Annotated in this window: 15 protein-coding genes; 6 read left to right on the plus strand and 9 right to left on the minus strand. The window is 47.5% G+C overall.

Going from position 1 to position 15,395, the window contains the following annotated elements; all coding sequences use genetic code 11:
- Nucleotides 1-145: 145 nt before the first annotated feature.
- The 4 genes from pdxH to XMA127_RS03800 all read left to right on the plus strand — a co-directional run bounded on the left by pdxH (nt 146) and on the right by XMA127_RS03800 (nt 2,190).
- Nucleotides 146-781, plus strand: coding sequence for a pyridoxamine 5'-phosphate oxidase (pdxH, locus tag XMA127_RS03790; protein WP_173483552.1), 636 nt, complete (start codon nt 146-148; stop codon nt 779-781).
- A 12-nt stretch (nt 782-793) separates the two neighbouring features.
- Nucleotides 794-1,255: a peptidylprolyl isomerase gene (locus tag XMA127_RS03795; RefSeq protein ID WP_173480669.1), complete on the plus strand. Its 462-nt coding sequence runs from the start codon at nt 794-796 to the stop codon at nt 1,253-1,255.
- A 136-nt stretch (nt 1,256-1,391) separates the two neighbouring features.
- Nucleotides 1,392-1,523, plus strand: a complete 132-nt coding sequence (locus XMA127_RS11930) for a hypothetical protein (protein WP_256368167.1) — start codon at nt 1,392-1,394, stop codon at nt 1,521-1,523.
- 55 nt (nt 1,524-1,578) lie between these two features.
- The gene (locus XMA127_RS03800; RefSeq protein WP_173498922.1) at nt 1,579-2,190 is read left to right on the plus strand and encodes a YigZ family protein; all 612 of its coding nucleotides are present in this window, start codon (nt 1,579-1,581) and stop codon (nt 2,188-2,190) included.
- Between the two features lie 49 nt (nt 2,191-2,239).
- On the opposite strand, the gene XMA127_RS03805 is transcribed toward XMA127_RS03800, so the two are convergent.
- From XMA127_RS03805 to XMA127_RS03835, 7 genes are all read right to left on the minus strand, one after another.
- Nucleotides 2,240-5,095 (minus strand): valine--tRNA ligase, encoded by a 2,856-nt coding sequence (locus XMA127_RS03805; RefSeq protein WP_173480671.1) that lies wholly within the window; start codon nt 5,093-5,095, stop codon nt 2,240-2,242.
- Nucleotides 5,096-5,220: 125 nt separating this feature from the next.
- Complete coding sequence (locus XMA127_RS03810; protein ID WP_173498923.1) at nt 5,221-6,417, minus strand: ABC transporter permease; 1,197 nt, start codon at nt 6,415-6,417, stop codon at nt 5,221-5,223.
- Nucleotides 6,404-7,624: an ABC transporter permease gene (locus XMA127_RS03815; RefSeq protein ID WP_371731409.1), complete on the minus strand. Its 1,221-nt coding sequence runs from the start codon at nt 7,622-7,624 to the stop codon at nt 6,404-6,406. Before XMA127_RS03815 ends, XMA127_RS03810 begins: the two co-directional genes overlap by 14 nt.
- A 2-nt stretch (nt 7,625-7,626) precedes the next feature.
- A complete protein-coding gene (locus tag XMA127_RS03820; RefSeq protein ID WP_173483556.1) occupies nt 7,627-8,304 on the minus strand; it encodes an ABC transporter ATP-binding protein in 678 nt (225 codons plus the stop codon).
- The gene (locus XMA127_RS03825) at nt 8,301-9,428 is read right to left on the minus strand and encodes an efflux RND transporter periplasmic adaptor subunit (RefSeq protein WP_173483557.1); all 1,128 of its coding nucleotides are present in this window, start codon (nt 9,426-9,428) and stop codon (nt 8,301-8,303) included. The genes XMA127_RS03820 and XMA127_RS03825 overlap by 4 nt, the downstream gene beginning before the upstream one ends.
- A gap of 23 nt (nt 9,429-9,451) precedes the next feature.
- The gene (locus tag XMA127_RS03830) at nt 9,452-9,883 is read right to left on the minus strand and encodes a DNA polymerase III subunit chi (protein WP_173483558.1); all 432 of its coding nucleotides are present in this window, start codon (nt 9,881-9,883) and stop codon (nt 9,452-9,454) included.
- 2 nt (nt 9,884-9,885) lie between these two features.
- A complete protein-coding gene (locus tag XMA127_RS03835; protein ID WP_173480676.1) occupies nt 9,886-11,385 on the minus strand; it encodes a leucyl aminopeptidase in 1,500 nt (499 codons plus the stop codon).
- A 98-nt stretch (nt 11,386-11,483) separates the two neighbouring features.
- On the opposite strand from XMA127_RS03835, the gene lptF reads away from it, so the two are divergent.
- Nucleotides 11,484-12,596 (plus strand): LPS export ABC transporter permease LptF, encoded by a 1,113-nt coding sequence (lptF, locus tag XMA127_RS03840; protein ID WP_173484562.1) that lies wholly within the window; start codon nt 11,484-11,486, stop codon nt 12,594-12,596.
- Nucleotides 12,596-13,660 (plus strand): LPS export ABC transporter permease LptG, encoded by a 1,065-nt coding sequence (lptG, locus tag XMA127_RS03845; protein ID WP_173495251.1) that lies wholly within the window; start codon nt 12,596-12,598, stop codon nt 13,658-13,660. The genes lptF and lptG overlap by 1 nt, the downstream gene beginning before the upstream one ends.
- Here lptG and XMA127_RS03850 read toward each other — a convergent pair.
- Both XMA127_RS03850 and XMA127_RS03855 read right to left on the minus strand, forming a co-directional pair.
- Entirely contained in the window at nt 13,657-14,121 is a 465-nt protein-coding gene (locus XMA127_RS03850) for an RDD family protein (RefSeq protein ID WP_173495252.1), read from the minus strand. The genes lptG and XMA127_RS03850 overlap by 4 nt on opposite strands.
- Nucleotides 14,122-14,160: 39 nt before the next feature.
- Nucleotides 14,161-15,375: a YeeE/YedE family protein gene (locus XMA127_RS03855; RefSeq protein WP_173498924.1), complete on the minus strand. Its 1,215-nt coding sequence runs from the start codon at nt 15,373-15,375 to the stop codon at nt 14,161-14,163.
- Nucleotides 15,376-15,395 lie beyond the last annotated feature (20 nt).

Consider the following 15,395-nt stretch of genomic DNA (forward strand, 5'->3'; position numbering starts at 1 on the left):
TCGGTGTTGTGCTTTCTTGACTTAGCTGGCTAGGCCTTCGAAAACACGCCTTGATGATGAATTTGACTGTAAACCTGAGATGCCATGGACTTATTCTTAGATTCCCTAAGTATAACTCTCGAAAATCTGAATGATAGGAGTTTCGATGTCGACAACCCAATTAAGTGATGTGCGTCGTGAATACCTCGTGGCAGGTCTTCATGAAGATAATTTAGTCAGAGATCCGATTCAGCAGTTTGATGCATGGATGCAGGATGCATTGGCTGTGGATCCTAAAGATGCTACCTCTATGACTCTGGCGACCTCTGATCAATCGGGGATGCCCAGTGCGCGTATTGTTCTGTTAAAAGAGTTTAGTTCAGAAGGGTTTACCTGGTTTACTAACTATTCGAGTGAGAAAGGGGAGCAGTTAGCGGCCAATCCGCAAGCAGAACTTCTTTTCTACTGGCCGATGTTAGAGCGTCAAGTTCGCGTTCGCGGACAGGTTGAAAAGATCGATCGCATTGAGAGTGAAACCTACTTCCACTCTCGCCCAGTGGGTAGCCAGAGAAGTGCTGCTGTGTCTCATCAAAGTCAGCCAGTCGAATCTCGAGCTGTGCTTGAACAAGCGGTCAATCAGCTGTCAGATATGACTGAGGTTCCGTGTCCCGATAACTGGGGCGGTTATCGACTTGTACCGACCCGTTTTGAGTTTTGGCAAGGGCGTGAAAGTCGCCTGCACGACCGTTTTCGTTTTGAACCATCAGACACAGGTTGGGTCGTTACCCGCCTGCAACCTTAAGGATTTTGGATAATGAATATTTGTAAAGATGCTTACGTCACCTTTCACTACGCCATTGTAAGTGATGAGAGTGAGGTAAAAGATGGTTCGAGAAATGATGAACCGCTCACCTACGTCCATGGTTACAAGATGCTGGTGCCGGGTCTTGAGCAGGCGCTAGACGGGCGATCGGCTGGTGATCATTTTCAGGTTCTTGTAGAAGCGGGTCGCGGCTATGGCGAACGTGATGAGGAGCTGTTCGATGTACTTCCTCGTGAGGCCTTTGCTGATATGCCAGGTTTGCAAAAAGGGATGTTGGTTCAGCTAGAGGATGAAGATGGCGAGCCGCGCTTGGGTCGAGTTGCAGAGATCGATATCCGCGAGGTGAAGGTTGATCTTAACCACCCATTTGCAGGGCAGGATTTAAACTTTGATGTTGAGGTGATTGATGTCCGCATGGCCACTGAAGAGGAGCTAGCCGAGTTAGCCGAGTAATATTGCTATTGGCTATAAAACAGACCCTGTTAAATCCGAATGTTCTTGAGTCTGCCCTGCAAGTTTGAGTTATATCAATATATTGTTGCCGCCTTCGAGTTACAGTTATTAAAACTTGATAACTAGGAGTAACGAAATGTTCGGTATTGATGCATACACTTTTGAAACAGTTTGGCCAAGCCTTCTAGGTGTGGCTGCAATGGCAGGTGTAATGACTTGGGGTTTCTTCAAAGTGAAGAACCTGATGAACGAAGATCAGAAAAAGTAATCACTTTACATTCCTCTTCATGTCAGTAGTCTAAGCCTCTTCTTTAAGGAGGCTTATGGCTGCTTACTTCTCCCCAGTCGATCGATTTGAGTATGAGATCGAAGTCAAAAAAAGTCGTTTCATAGCGACCGCAATCCCTCTTAGTTCCACTGATGCACTCTATCAGCTGCAATCAGAGATGCAGCGTCTGCACCCTAAAGCCAGCCACCACTGTTTGGCCTATATTTTAGGCGCACCTCAGGCACCTAAGGCCGCTGGCTCCAGTGATGACGGCGAACCCAGTGGTACAGCGGGTAAGCCGATGCTTAATATCCTCATGCATAAAAATTTGGGAGACATCGGTGTCGTCGTGACACGTTACTTTGGTGGCACTAAACTGGGAGCCGGTGGGTTAATTAGAGCCTATGGTGCCTCGGTTAGTGAGCTCTCAGAACATCTGCCGACCATTGAATGTGCTCCTAAGATTGAGTGCCAGATCCGATATCCTTACGAGCTAGAGGCTGACATTCAACAGGTCATCGCTGCCGTAGCGGCTGAAGAGCTATCGGCTAGCTATACAGAGATAGTAGATAAAACACTGTTAGTTGAATTGGCTCAATTAGAGGCCTTCAAAGTGGCGATTTTGGCTCTGGAGTATAGAGGTGTATCGCTAACGCTAGAGGTATAAAAAAGGGGCGCAATCTTAGATTGAGCCCCTTTTTAACTATCAACGTCGCTTAAAGGTTTTTAATCGACTCTAACTGTTTCTCTAGTTGAACTTTAGAGCGTGCAGCATCATCAGCCTTAGCGCGCTCTTTAGTCACAACGGCTTCAGGTGCGTTGGCAACAAACTTCTCGTTAGACAGTTTCTTATCAACTCGGTCAATCTCACCTTGTAGGCGATCAATCTCTTTCTGAAGGCGAGCCATTTCAGCCTCTTTATCGATAAGATCCGCCATAGGAACCAACAGTTCCATTGCGCCAACCAGCTGAGTCGCGGCAAGAGGTTTATCATCACCTTCGTTTAGGGTCGTGATGCTGCTCAATTTGGCTAGTTTCATCAAGAATGTTTGGTTCTCAGCTAAACGACGAGTGTCTTCACTGCTGCAGTTAGATAGCAGAAGTTCAAGATCCTGTGATGGTGCAATTTTCATCTCACCACGAATGTTTCGAACCGCTGTGATCACGCCCTTAAGCCACTCGATGTCAGCTTCTGCTTGCTCGTCAATCTTCTCTTCTGATGCAACAGGGAACTCCTTAAGCATCAGTGTCTCACCCTCAACACCGGCCAGCCCTTTGATTGTCTGCCAGATCTCTTCAGTAATGAATGGCATGATAGGGTGGCTTAAACGGAGAATCGTCTCAAGAACGCGAACCAGTGTACGACGTGTGCCACGTTTAGCCGCTTCAGACGCTTGCTCATCCCATAGAACAGGTTTTGACAGTTCTAGGTACCAGTCACAGTACTGGTTCCAAATAAAGTCGTAGAGTGTCTGTGCAGCAAGGTCAAAGCGGTACTCGTCTAGCTGTTTGGTGACGGTCGCTTCGGTGCGTTGTAACTGGCTGATAATCCAGCGGTCAGCCAGTGAGAGTTCCACTGGCTCTTGATTGTTGCCGCAATCTTCACCTTCGGTATTCATCATGACATAGCGGGCAGCATTCCAGAGTTTGTTACAAAAGTTACGGTAACCCTCTAGTCGCTTCATATCCCAGTTGATATCACGACCCGTTGAAGCGAGTGCTGCTAATGTAAAGCGCAATGCATCAGTACCGTGCGCCGTAATGCCCTCAGGGAACTGTTTCTCAGTACGTTTGCCGATTTTCTCGGCTAGCTGAGGTTGCATCATGTTACCGGTACGTTTTTCCAACAGATCTTCAAGTGAGATGCCATCGATCATATCGAGAGGGTCAAGCACGTTGCCTTTCGATTTCGACATCTTATCGCCGCTCTCATCGCGGATAAGACCTGTCACATAGACGTTTTTAAATGGCACTTGAGGTTTGCCATTTTCATCTTTCATGAAGTGCATGGTCATCATGATCATGCGAGCAACCCAGAAAAAGATAATGTCAAAACCGGTTACAAGGGTGTCGGTAGGGTGGAAGGTTTTCAAACGTTCCGTGTTTTCAGGCCAGCCAAGAGTACCAAAGGTCCACAGTGCCGAGCTGAACCAGGTGTCTAGTACGTCATCATCTTGGTGGAGCTCTAAATCGGCCGCCAAGTTGTATTTTTCACGCGCAGCTTCAGCTGAGTTCGCAACGTAGACGTTACCCTGAGCATCATAGAATGCAGGAATTCGGTGACCCCACCAAAGCTGACGTGAGATACACCAGTCTTGAATGTCACGCATCCAAGCAAAGTACATGTTTTCGTACTGTTTAGGGACAAATTTAATGTCGCCATCTTCAACTGCTTTGATCGCTGGCTTAGCCAGTGTCTTAGCATCACAGAACCACTGATCGGTTAGCATCGGTTCAATCACCACACCGCCACGGTCACCGTAAGGAATGGTCATCGCGTTCTCTTCGATCTTCACGAGAAGGTCGAGCTCTTCCAGTTCAGCGACGATGGCACGGCGTGCAGCAAAACGTTCCATGCCACGATATTTCTCAGGTAGCGTTGGATCGATCTCTTTGTTGACACTGCCATCGAAGTTAAAGGTTTGAGCCTCATCACGAATATCTGCGTTAAGGGTCAGAACGTTGATCATTGGCAGCTTGTTACGCTTACCCACTTCGTAGTCATTGAAATCGTGCGCCGGTGTGATTTTTACACAGCCAGTCCCTTTTTCCATGCTGGCATGTTCATCGGCAACAATCGGGATGCGACGACCGACTAATGGCAGTAGGATCTCTTTACCGATTAGGTCATCGTAGCGTTCATCTTCAGGGTTGACTGCGACACCAGTGTCACCCAGCAGTGTCTCTGGACGCGTGGTACCCACGACAATGTAATCTTTACCCTCTTTGGTTGTCACACCATCAGCAAGTGGGTAACGGATGTACCACATTTTGCCAGTCACTTCGCGGTTCTCCACCTCAAGGTCGGAGATTGCTGTGTGAAGTTTAGGATCCCAGTTAACGAGGCGCTTACCACGATAGATTAAGCCGTCGTCGTAAAGGCGTACAAAGACCTCTTGAACGGCATGGTAAAAACCAGAGTCCATAGTGAAACGTTCGGTTGGCCAATCGACAGAGTTACCTAGACGACGCATTTGGCGGGTAATGGTGCCACCCGATTCGCCTTTCCACTCCCAGACTTTTTCAATGAACGCATCGCGACCAAGATCGTAACGACTCTCGCCGGTCTCAGCAGCTAGTTTGCGCTCAACTACCATCTGAGTGGCGATGCCTGCATGGTCTGTACCAACCTGCCAGAGCGTGTTGCGGCCCTGCATTCGACGGTATCGAATTAAAGTATCCATTAGGGTGTGCTGGAAGGCGTGACCCATATGCAAGCTGCCCGTGACATTTGGCGGTGGGATCATGATTGAGTAGGCATCACCTTCACCTGAAGGTGCGAAAAAGCCTTTCTCTTCCCAGTCTTGGTACCACTTTTGCTCGATTGCTTGCGGTTGATACGTCTTATCCATGAGGTGCTGTAGTCTCTGTTTTCAAGTTCGGTAGCAGAGGATAGCTCCTCTCTACTTTTGGAAAAAATTTAAAGGGTGGGAGTATACCCTTTGAGAGCCCTTATAGACAGTGGTTGAGCGGTTCTTTATTCGCTCTGCAACGCTTCTATAGGTTCGATTTTGGCGGCTTTCAGGGCGGGTATTAAGCCACTGAGTAGTCCTGTTGCTGCTGCAATCAGCAGTGAAATAACTAAGAAAAGAATATTCGGTTCAAGAGGTAAGCCTGGGAGGAGCTGCCTAAAGCCGTAAATTGCAGCATAAGCAGTCAAAATACCTCCGATTCCGCCGATGATTGAGAACATAATCGCTTCGGTCAGAAAGAGCGATGCAACTGTTTTTTTACTGGCGCCTAAAGCACGTAGCAGTCCGATCTCGCTGCGTCTCTTATCAACCAGTGTCGACATAATGGTTAGAATGCCGATTGACCCGACCAGTAGGGAAATGGCCGCTAACCCTATCAGTGCAATTTTTAATACGTCTAAAATCTTATTGAGCGTAGAGAGCATCTGATCTTGGGAGGTCAGTGTGAAATCCTCTGCGTTGTGGCGCAGGCTCAGGTGCTCCTTAATTGATTGCATCAGTTGATCCGTTTTGCTGTTGGCTGAAAACGTGACGTCAATCTCCATCACGCCATCTCTGTTGAATAGGGTGAGTGCTCTCTGGGTGTCGATATAGACAATATCATCGAGGTCAAAACCCAACATTTGTCCCTTAGATTCGAGTACACCTAACACCCGATAGCGCTCGCCACCAACCCTGATAAATTGCCCAAGTATTGGCTGGTTACCGAACAGTTCACTGGCTACTTTTGCACCAAGAACTGCGTAGGGTAGAGGGGTTCGCCCCCGGCTGTCAGGTAAGAAATGCCCCTTCTGAATGGTGAAATTCCAGGCGTCAGGCATGCTGTAACTGACGCCAAGAATATCCACATGACGGACGCGATATTGACACTCAATCGCTCCGCTACCCTGAATAACGGGCACTACCTGTCGGATACCCGATAAGGTTTTAAGTGATTGGGCGTCGTCTAGCGTGAGCGGGCGAGTATTGGCGATGAGGCCACCGACGCCCCCCGTCTGTGTACGTCCCGGTGTAATAGCGATGATTCGGGTGCCAAATTGAGAGAAGCTATTGAGCATATAGTTTTGCAGGCCACTGCCTAAGCTGGTGATCAATGTCACCATAAAGATACCGACTGTAATGCCTAAGGCGGTCAAAAAGCTCTTTCTAATATCGACGGTCAGTGTCCCCGCTGCCAGTTTGATGAGATCAGCGATAGGCATTCATCTCACCTCGCAATGCGGCAACGGGATCGACCGTTGCAGCCTTTTTGGCGGGTAGCCAGGTAAAAATCAGAGAGACCGTGAGTGATACTAAAAGAGCGGCCAGTGTTGCCATATAAGGGATAGCAAAAGGAAAGCTTGGCCAAGTCAGATGAATGGCATACAGCGAAGCTATGCCTAGACTAACACCGATTATGGCTCCGGTTGTGGCTACTAAAATGGAGTCCAAGAGGAAAATGGAAGTGACGGTGTTATGTGAGGCGCCAAGTGCTTTGAGTAACCCAATTTCTGGAACCCGTTGTGAGACACTGATCAGAGTGATGTTCATGATCAATATGCCAGCCACTAATAAACTGATGCTAGCAATCGCGATGACGACCAGGGTGAGCTTGTTCAATAGGTCACTGAAGGTGTTAAGTAGAGAGTTTTGAGTCACGATAGTGATGTCTCTTTCACCTTGATGTCGCTCCATTATCAGCTGCTCTATAAGCTGCTGACTCTCTTCAATCTGTTGATCTGATTGTAGTTTGATTAGCATCCTGAAGAGTCCGGGAGCGTTAAAAAGGGTTTGAGAAGAGGTGACAGGAATGAGGGCAGTCTCATTCATGTTGGTACCAAAGTTGATGCCGCTGGGCTCGATAATACCAATGACCCGGTAGCGTCGATCAGAAAATTTGACCCACCCACCTAAAGCGTTTCCATTAGGGAAAATCTCCTGAGCAAGCGTGCTACCCAGTAGGGTGACTGACGCTGCCGTATCAACATCCCTTTGCGTCAAATTGGTTCCGGTTTTTACGGGTATTCCAAAGATAGTAAGTAGGCTTTGGTTGGTCCCAAGTACGATGATCTCCCGATTTAAACCGTTGCTATGAGCCTCGGTAATACCTGCAATAATCGGAACGATTTCATTCACTTGTGGCAGTTTATGGATAGCCTTTGCATCATCAAGGGTTAAGTCGCGAGTTCCCTCCCCAGTCACTGGAGGGATGCCGCCTTCCGTCTCTTTGCGCCCTGGAAGAACGATTAATACCTCTTTCCCTAGCAGAGAGAACTCCTGATAGACAAACTGTCTTGCTCCCTCCGAAAGACCGGTTAATAGAACAACGGACATGACTCCGATGCTTACCGATAGAAGTATCATCAACGCTTTAAATGCCTGCCGAGAGTAGGTCGCTAGGCTGTACCGAAGATGATCAATCAAGAGCACGGCTATCCCCTCTTTTTGATCTCTAGGAGTTGACCATCAACCATAGTTATCTGGCGTTTTGCTCGGGCGCCAAGATCACTGTCATGAGTCACCACTACTAGAGTAATTCCTTGGCTGTTTAGCGTTTCAAGCAGGTTAATGACCTCCTGACCTGATGCGCGATCAAGATTACCGGTCGGCTCATCGGCGAGAAGTATTTTAGGTTGAGTGACCACAGCGCGCGCTATGGCAACACGCTGCCTCTGGCCACCAGAGAGTTGCTGTGGCTTGCGGTTAAGAAAATCTTTTAATCCCAGGGTTTTCAGTAACTCGGAGGCTTTTTCTCGGCGTTGGCTGGCAGGAATCCCTTTAAGAATTAACGGCAACTCAACGTTTTCCAACGCCGTTAGTCGATTGATGAGATGATAGGCTTGGAAAACGAAGCCGATATTGTCGTTTCGAAATCGAGCCTTTTCTGCTTCGTTTAATTCAGTCGTTGCAGTGCCATCCAGACAGTATTCACCGGAGTTTGGTGAATCGAGCAGTCCTAATTGATTGAGTAGTGTGGATTTACCTGATCCAGAAGGGCCCATGATACTGAGGTAGTCACCTGCCTCGATATCGAGTGTGAAATCCTGAAGCGCATTCACCGTTTCACTGCCCATTGGATAGCTTCTACAGAGATGCTTAAGCTCGATCATTGTGGAATAACTCGTCGATTTAGAAGGTTTTCAACATCATTGGTGTTCTTCAGGAAACGGTCATTTAAATCGAGTCCTTCCGTCACCTCGCTCCACGTCCAGTTATAGGCGCCGACTTTAATAGGTCGAATTTCAAGCTCATTGGTTTTTTCGTTGAATATCACGATTTCAGATCCGCCAATGACAGATTCGGTAGGAACCCTTAACACACTGCCTGTTGATGAGGTCACCACTTCGATATCAGCACTGTATCCCACTAAAAGCGTCATATCTTCATCAGGATTGATAAAGGCAGCCTCGACTTCAAGCGTTCTTGCCTGCTTCTCATTGTCAGAAATTCGAGAGCCTAATTTGCTGATGACACCATCAAAGATTTCACCTCTAAAAGCATCTAGGGTTATACGGGCGTATTGACCTATCTTAAGTCGGGAGGCCTCGACCTCATCAATTGGGGCGGTCACATAGAGGCAGCTGGTATCAAGCAACTCAACAGCCGCTGGCGTCATGATGCCTGGAGGTGAGGGGGTCAGGTATTCACCGACTTCACCGTTGATCTTGCTAACGGTACCGGCAAACGGAGATTTTAGAGTACGCTGGTTCTGATCAATGCTAAGAAGATTAATTTTGTCTGCCGCGAGTTTTGATAGTGAACTTTGATACTCGCAGATATGAGCACTGCTGGCTGATTCGCTATTTAGTTGATCAAATCGTTCGTTTGAAATGAGCCCTTTCTCTTTAAGGGACTGACCTCGGACGAGCTCGCGTTTTGCAAGATCCGCCAGTTCGCAGGCTCGTTCCTCTTCGATCTTAGCGGCTTGATACTCCCCTTTGGATAGTTTTATTTGAGCCCTTTGAACATCACTGTTTAATGTGAGTAGGGTCTGATCTTTTTCGACCACCTCGCCCTCAGCAACATTGATTGACTCTATGATGCCCCCAATGGTTAGGGATAAGCTCGACTGACGGCAGGGGGTGATGGATCCCGAACGACTGTTAGCGGCGATCTGCTCGACTGCGCCCTGTTCAACTTGGACTAACTCAACGCTGATTGGAGGCTCTGGCCAAAAGAGCGAGTAGCTGATCACCGCAGCAGCAAGAATGAGGAGAATAAGCAGTTTTTTCATTGAATATCCTCCAAAGGACAAATTTAAGATCGATCTCTAAGATCTTGCCTCTGTAACTCCCAGCCGGCTGCTTTTCGCATGGCCCATGAGTGTCGTGTGGCCGCTAGTACCGTTTCGGATTGAGTGACAATCTCGATGCAGCGAGAAGCTGATTGACAACCCTCTGGTGCGGTTAAACCTAGATTGATAAACAGATCAATAGGTTCTGAGGGCAATTCACCACAGGCTATAGAGACAGGCGATTTAAGTTCAGTACCCAGTATGGCATGCGGTACAAAGCTGTCCGATCGAAAATTCCACAAAGTCTGATCTAGCTGATGTAGATCAGCTTCATTTTCAGTGTGTATATGGATGCGTTGGCCAAGGGATAAGGCTTTTTCACAGAGTTTACACGCCAGCAGTTCACGACTGTCGTGATCACTGCTGGGGAGTATGTAGTAGTCTGCGCGAGGCACGTTTAGGCCTCAATCTGCTCAGCAATATCGAGAAGATATTGCGTCAGCATAGGAACACAACGTCCCGTTGCCCCTTTGGCTTTGCCGCTATTCCAAGCAACACCGGCTATATCTAGGTGAGCCCAGCTAACCTCTTTGGTAAAGCGTGATAGGAAGCAGGCCGCGGTAATGGTCCCTGCAGGTCGACCTCCGATGTTAGCCATATCGGCAAAATTGCTATCCAGTTGTGATTGGTACTCGTCCCATAAAGGTAGCTGCCAGCCACGATCGCCAGCAAATTCACCTGCATCAAGCAACTTAGCTGCAAGCTCATTATCGTTCGCAAGAACTCCCGTTGCTTGATGTCCAAGTGCAATAATACAGGCGCCTGTCAGGGTCGCGACATCGATGACGGCTTGAGGATTGAACTGTTGCACATAGGTCAAAGCATCACAAAGTACCAGTCGGCCTTCAGCGTCGGTGTTAAGGATCTCTACTGTTTGACCTGACATGGTCGTTACCACGTCACCTGGTTTAGAGGCTTCACCTGAAGGCATGTTCTCAGCCGCAGCAACGATCGTAATAAGGTTCAATGGCAAGTTCATCTCTGCCACTGATTCGAAGGCACCTAACACGCTGGCTGCACCACACATGTCGAATTTCATCTCGTCCATCTCAGGGCCTGGTTTCAATGAGATGCCGCCGGTATCGAAGGTGATGCCTTTACCAACCAGAGCATACGGAGCCTCATTAGCATCCTCTGCACCTTGGTATTTCAATACAATTAGGCGAGGCGGAATGACACTGCCTTTGCCGACGCTTAGAAGCGCACCCATACCCAGCTCTTCTATCTGTTTCTCATCTAGAATGTCACAGCTGACACTGTCGAACTCTTCCGCAAGATTTTGAGCATGCTCTGCCAAGTAGAGAGGTGTACAGATATTGCCTGGCAAATTACCCAGCTCACGAGCAGTTGATACCCCATTGGCGATAGCAACGCCATCCAGAAGGGCACCCTCTCCAAATTCAGTATCTTCCTCAGGTAGGTGGATATGAATGTGCTCAAGTGTTAATGCAGGTGCAGACTTGGATTTGGTGGTGTCGTATTGGTAGAGCGCGGCCGACGAAGCTTCTACTAGAGTTCGTGTGTCACGGTAGATGTCGTCGCTATTGCCGCTGATCCGATCCAGGGCAAAGCAGAGTGTTTTAACACCCAGAGTTTTGATGGTATCCACCGCGCTTTTAATCAGTTGCTGCTGTTTGATGATGGTTCGTTCACTCTGTGCCCCTACACCAGCTAACAGGATGCGCTTAGTGTTGATACCAGGAAGGCTCCGCAGTAGAAGCAGAGAGCCCTGTTTGCCGGAAAAATCACCCGATGCAACAACATCGCTTATGGCCCCTGAACTGGCTTTATCAATCGCTTTAGCCGAGTCCGAAAGTTCACCGTCTGCCGCAATCGCAATAACGATACAATCTGCTTCTACACTCTCAATCGATCCGTTAACGATCTCAAAATCCATTTCTGTTTCCTCTAACAAGACAAGCACTTAGGTTTAGGTGATAATGTGCCCTACAGTATCGCATCTGTTGGATATCCATGCACCTATCGGATTAATTAGTGATTATAAATCGTTACCTAAGTCTGGACATACTCAAGACTACTTTTGCTGTTGTGATTGTTTTGTTGTTAATTATTCTCAGCGCCAGAATAATTGGCTACCTAAATGACGCTGCCGCTGGTCAGATACAAACCAGTGTTATTCTTGAGTTGGTTATTTACAGAACCCCTAAAATTCTTGAGCTCCTTCTTCCCCTCGGTCTGTTTTTAGGTATCTTGCTAGCCTACGGTCGATTCTACTTAGATAGTGAAATGATTGTTTTGAAAGCCTGTGGTGTAGGGCCCTTTAAATTGGCTAGCTACGCAATTGGGCCAGCCGTTTTCATCGCCTTGTTAGTTGCTTTAATGACTCTTTACCTAACGCCTACAGGCATGACGGAGGCAAGAAAGATACTTTCAGAGCAAAAAGAGCGAAGTGAACTGGATATGCTGTTACCCGGTAAATTTCAGGTCAGTAAAAACGAAAGACAAGTCACTTACGCTCGACAGGTCAGTGATGAAGGGGAGTTGGTTGATGTTTTTATTTCGGGTATTGATGCGAAGGATGAACGGTACATTCTAGTTGCTAGGAAGGGTTCGCAGAGATTTCTTGACGATCAAGGGCGCTTCTTGGTGTTTGAGGAAGGCTATCGTTATAACTTTTCAGAGAACAATTCAGTTGAAGAGATTCAGTATCATGAGTACGGGCTTAAAATGAGAGATGTTGAGCGACAGTTCTCGATTAATGCCTTTGATGCTCTACCTACACTTGCCTTATTAGAGAATGATTCAGCTTTTTATATTGGAAGACTGCATTGGAGACTTTCTCTACCATTTTTGGCCATAATCGTTGTTTTATTGGCTGTTCAGCTATCAAAGACTAGTCCTAGGCAGGGTAGGTACTCGAAGCTTATTCCAGCAATCATAATATACCAAGTCTATGTTGGTGCTTTAACTGCAGCAAGGGCGCAAGTGGAACAAGGTGACGCTGGTAGTTGGCTAATATGGTTTGTCCATATTGCAGTGCTTATTATTGCTTTGAGTATGTTTGTTTTTGAGGGTGCTATTGAGCGTTTTTTCGAAAGGTTACCGAAATTTCCTAGACTTAAAAGTTTTAAAAGGCGAGCTCTTTGATGTTAAGTCGTTTGGATCGTTATATCGCTGCTCACACCTTGTCTGCAATTTTTGTTGTTTTGTTAGTTGTAGTCAGTTTAATGGGTATTAGTCTTTATCTAGATGAGCTTGGAGACGTCAGGGGTAGTTACACTTCAAAAGATGCCATAATTTACACCCTTCTTAGTATCCCTGGTATTTGTATTGAATTACTTCCACTCAGTGCATTAGTGGGAACGCTTATCGGTTTAGGGGTTTTGGCCTCAAGTTCTGAATTGACAGTCATGAGAGCAGCAGGTGTCTCTATGTCAAAACTTATTTTAGGCGTCATAAAACCCATCTTCTTAATTTCCTGCTTTTCACTGTTTCTAAATCAAATCGGTATTCCTGAAGCTCAACAAAGCGCTAGAGCTTTAAAGGCAGCGAATCAAAATTTGAAATTATTCGAAGGTGGCGGCTGGTATCGTCAACCGAGTGAATACATTCATGTCTCTGCAATCACTCCTGACGGGCAAATTTTAGGTGTCACTCGTCACCAATTTGATTCAGAGCTTAGGCTCAAACAAACCAGTTTTGCCAAGTCGGGGTATTACTCTGAAGAGCGTCAAGGTTGGTTGCTAACTGACGTTGAATTGACGGCACTGATCAATGATCAGCGTATTGAAAAAGGTCATTTAGATGAGACTTTTTGGTCAACCGAATTGACGGAAGAGATGCTGCGAGTCATTTTGGTGCCCCCTGTTGAACTCCCTATCTCAGGTCTATCTTCTTACTCTAGCTATCTGAATGATCAAGGGGTGGATTCAACCTCTTATGAGTTAGCCCTTTGGAATAAATTGCTACAACCCTTGTCAATTATCGCTTTGGTGATGATTGGCGTTGCGTTTATTTTTGGACCGCTGCGCGGTGTTACGGTAGGCCAAAGAATTATCACCGGTGTCGTGATTGGACTGGTATTTAAATTCAGTCAGGATCTTTTGGCGCCGGCCAGTCAGGTGCTAGGATTTTCTCCGTTACTGGCCGCGCTGTTACCCATTGCGATCAGCTTTGCCATCGCTTTATGGTTACTCTCTAGAGTTCGCTAACTCTTTTTGGCAGGTTTTGGTAGTCGAACGGTGACACTGTTTGACCAACGCTCATGCCAGGTTAGGCGCTCATCACTTAACAGCGTCGCCCAGTAACCGGCTCCTAGAGTGACAATAGAGATAGCGGCACCAAAAAAGCGAATCAGTGCCTGAGTCCAGGTTAACGAAAACCCCTTTTCACTCTGCGCACGCAGGCGCCAAGCCATCATGCCGATCGTCTGACCGGAGCGTGTCCAGGAGTACCCAAAGAATAGAAAGGTTGAGCAGAGCAGTGCCGACTTTAAGGCCGCTTGGCCGAGAAAGCTGTCGACCGCTTCACCTTGATTTAGGATGACTCCAATAGCACCAATTAAGAACCAAATGGCAAGAATGATCAGCGTGTCATAGACCATTGCCATCACTCTAATGATTAGAGAGGGTAGTTGATGTTGGTTAGCATCATCGTGAAACGGTTTGGGCATACTGAACTCCTTTGTCGGAGCCGTAGTGTACTGAAAAGTTTACTTTAAACGAAGCAGTGGACGAAGCTTAAGTCCGATCACTGAACCGGCAAACGCAAACAAGATCCATAGCCAGCCGTGTAAACTGCCAGAGACCACACCGCCTACAAATGCGCCAATGTTACACCCATAAGCGATGGTTGCACCGTAGCCCAATAGCACGCCACCCAGCAGAGAGGCTAAGAAGTTTTGAATCGGCATTTTCATCTTGAGTGTGAATTTGCCGGCGATCGCCGCCGCTAAGAAAGCGCCTAGGATGACACCACCATTCATCAATGACGCGGGATCCTGGCTGAGACTGTTGTAGAGCGCCTCTTCACGGCCAGGTGACATCCAGTAGGTCCAGAAGTCGATCTCTAGATCGAGCTCTAACCATTGAGCAACTTTCGCACCCCATACAGGGTAGGCAAGGGCAACAGCCCATGGACGGCCCATTAATGCGAGTGTTGCGAAGTTTAGAATGGTGAGTCCAACCGCTCCCCAAATCAGTGGCCAGGGTCCAGCAATCAGTTTGCTTGCAAAGCTGGTCGTGCCAGTACTTTGACACTCTTCAAGCGAGCCGTGAGCTTTAATTTCAAGACGTTTAGTGAACTGATAGATAGCAGTGAATAACAGCAGGTTTAGACCGATGGCGGTGATTGGACCCAGCAGTTCGATCAATCCAATGGGCGCTAGTTGTGGCAAGGTTGTCCACCACTCATAGTCAGCTGTTGCCCATAGCGCACCGGCACTAAAGCCTGCCATGACGGGAATGGCTCTCAGTTGTCCACCGCCAAGATGGTAAAGATTACCCGAAGCACAGCCACTTGCGATCTGCATACCTACACCGAACATGAACGCGCCGGCAACAACGGAGAGGCCGAGAGGTCTAACAAATCCTGTGACCGATTGACCAAACAGCTCGCCTGAGGCCAGGGTCGGGAAAAATAGCAGTACACTCAGGGAGAGCATGATCATCTGAGCGCGGATGCCCGCACCACGACGTTTAGAGATAAGCTCTCTCCATGCGGTCGTGAAACCAAATGAAGCTTGAAGCAAACAGACACCTAGGGCTGCACCTAAAATGAGAGCAAGTAGTTCAAATGTGCCGTGCTCATTAAACACATAAACAGCGGAAGCAATCAACAAAGCAGAAGAGAGCATAAGCCAGAATAGCTTGTTTGGCTCAAGAAGCTGGGTTTTAAAGTCTGTAGATGTCGTGTTTAAAGTATTCATGCTCGACTCCTTTTAGGAGT

The sequence above is a fragment of the Marinobacterium sp. xm-a-127 genome, from assembly GCF_013283425.1.
In the GTDB taxonomy this organism is placed as follows: domain Bacteria; phylum Pseudomonadota; class Gammaproteobacteria; order Pseudomonadales; family Balneatricaceae; genus Marinobacterium_E.

Excerpts from the sequence above, each read along its gene's own strand:
- lptG (WP_173495251.1), top strand. The coding sequence starts at position 12,596 with ATGTTAAGTCGTTTGGATCGTTATATCGCTGCTCACACCTTGTCTGCA.
- pdxH (WP_173483552.1), top strand. The coding sequence starts at position 146 with ATGTCGACAACCCAATTAAGTGATGTGCGTCGTGAATACCTCGTGGCA.
- XMA127_RS03805 (WP_173480671.1), bottom strand. The coding sequence starts at position 5,095 with ATGGATAAGACGTATCAACCGCAAGCAATCGAGCAAAAGTGGTACCAA.
- XMA127_RS03835 (WP_173480676.1), bottom strand. The coding sequence starts at position 11,385 with ATGGATTTTGAGATCGTTAACGGATCGATTGAGAGTGTAGAAGCAGAT.
- XMA127_RS03825 (WP_173483557.1), bottom strand. The coding sequence starts at position 9,428 with ATGAAAAAACTGCTTATTCTCCTCATTCTTGCTGCTGCGGTGATCAGC.
- XMA127_RS03855 (WP_173498924.1), bottom strand. The coding sequence starts at position 15,375 with ATGAATACTTTAAACACGACATCTACAGACTTTAAAACCCAGCTTCTT.
- XMA127_RS03810 (WP_173498923.1), bottom strand. The coding sequence starts at position 6,417 with ATGCCTATCGCTGATCTCATCAAACTGGCAGCGGGGACACTGACCGTC.
- XMA127_RS03850 (WP_173495252.1), bottom strand. The coding sequence starts at position 14,121 with ATGCCCAAACCGTTTCACGATGATGCTAACCAACATCAACTACCCTCT.
- XMA127_RS03820 (WP_173483556.1), bottom strand. The coding sequence starts at position 8,304 with ATGATCGAGCTTAAGCATCTCTGTAGAAGCTATCCAATGGGCAGTGAA.
- XMA127_RS11930 (WP_256368167.1), top strand. The coding sequence starts at position 1,392 with ATGTTCGGTATTGATGCATACACTTTTGAAACAGTTTGGCCAAGCCTT.
- XMA127_RS03800 (WP_173498922.1), top strand. The coding sequence starts at position 1,579 with ATGGCTGCTTACTTCTCCCCAGTCGATCGATTTGAGTATGAGATCGAA.
- XMA127_RS03795 (WP_173480669.1), top strand. The coding sequence starts at position 794 with ATGAATATTTGTAAAGATGCTTACGTCACCTTTCACTACGCCATTGTA.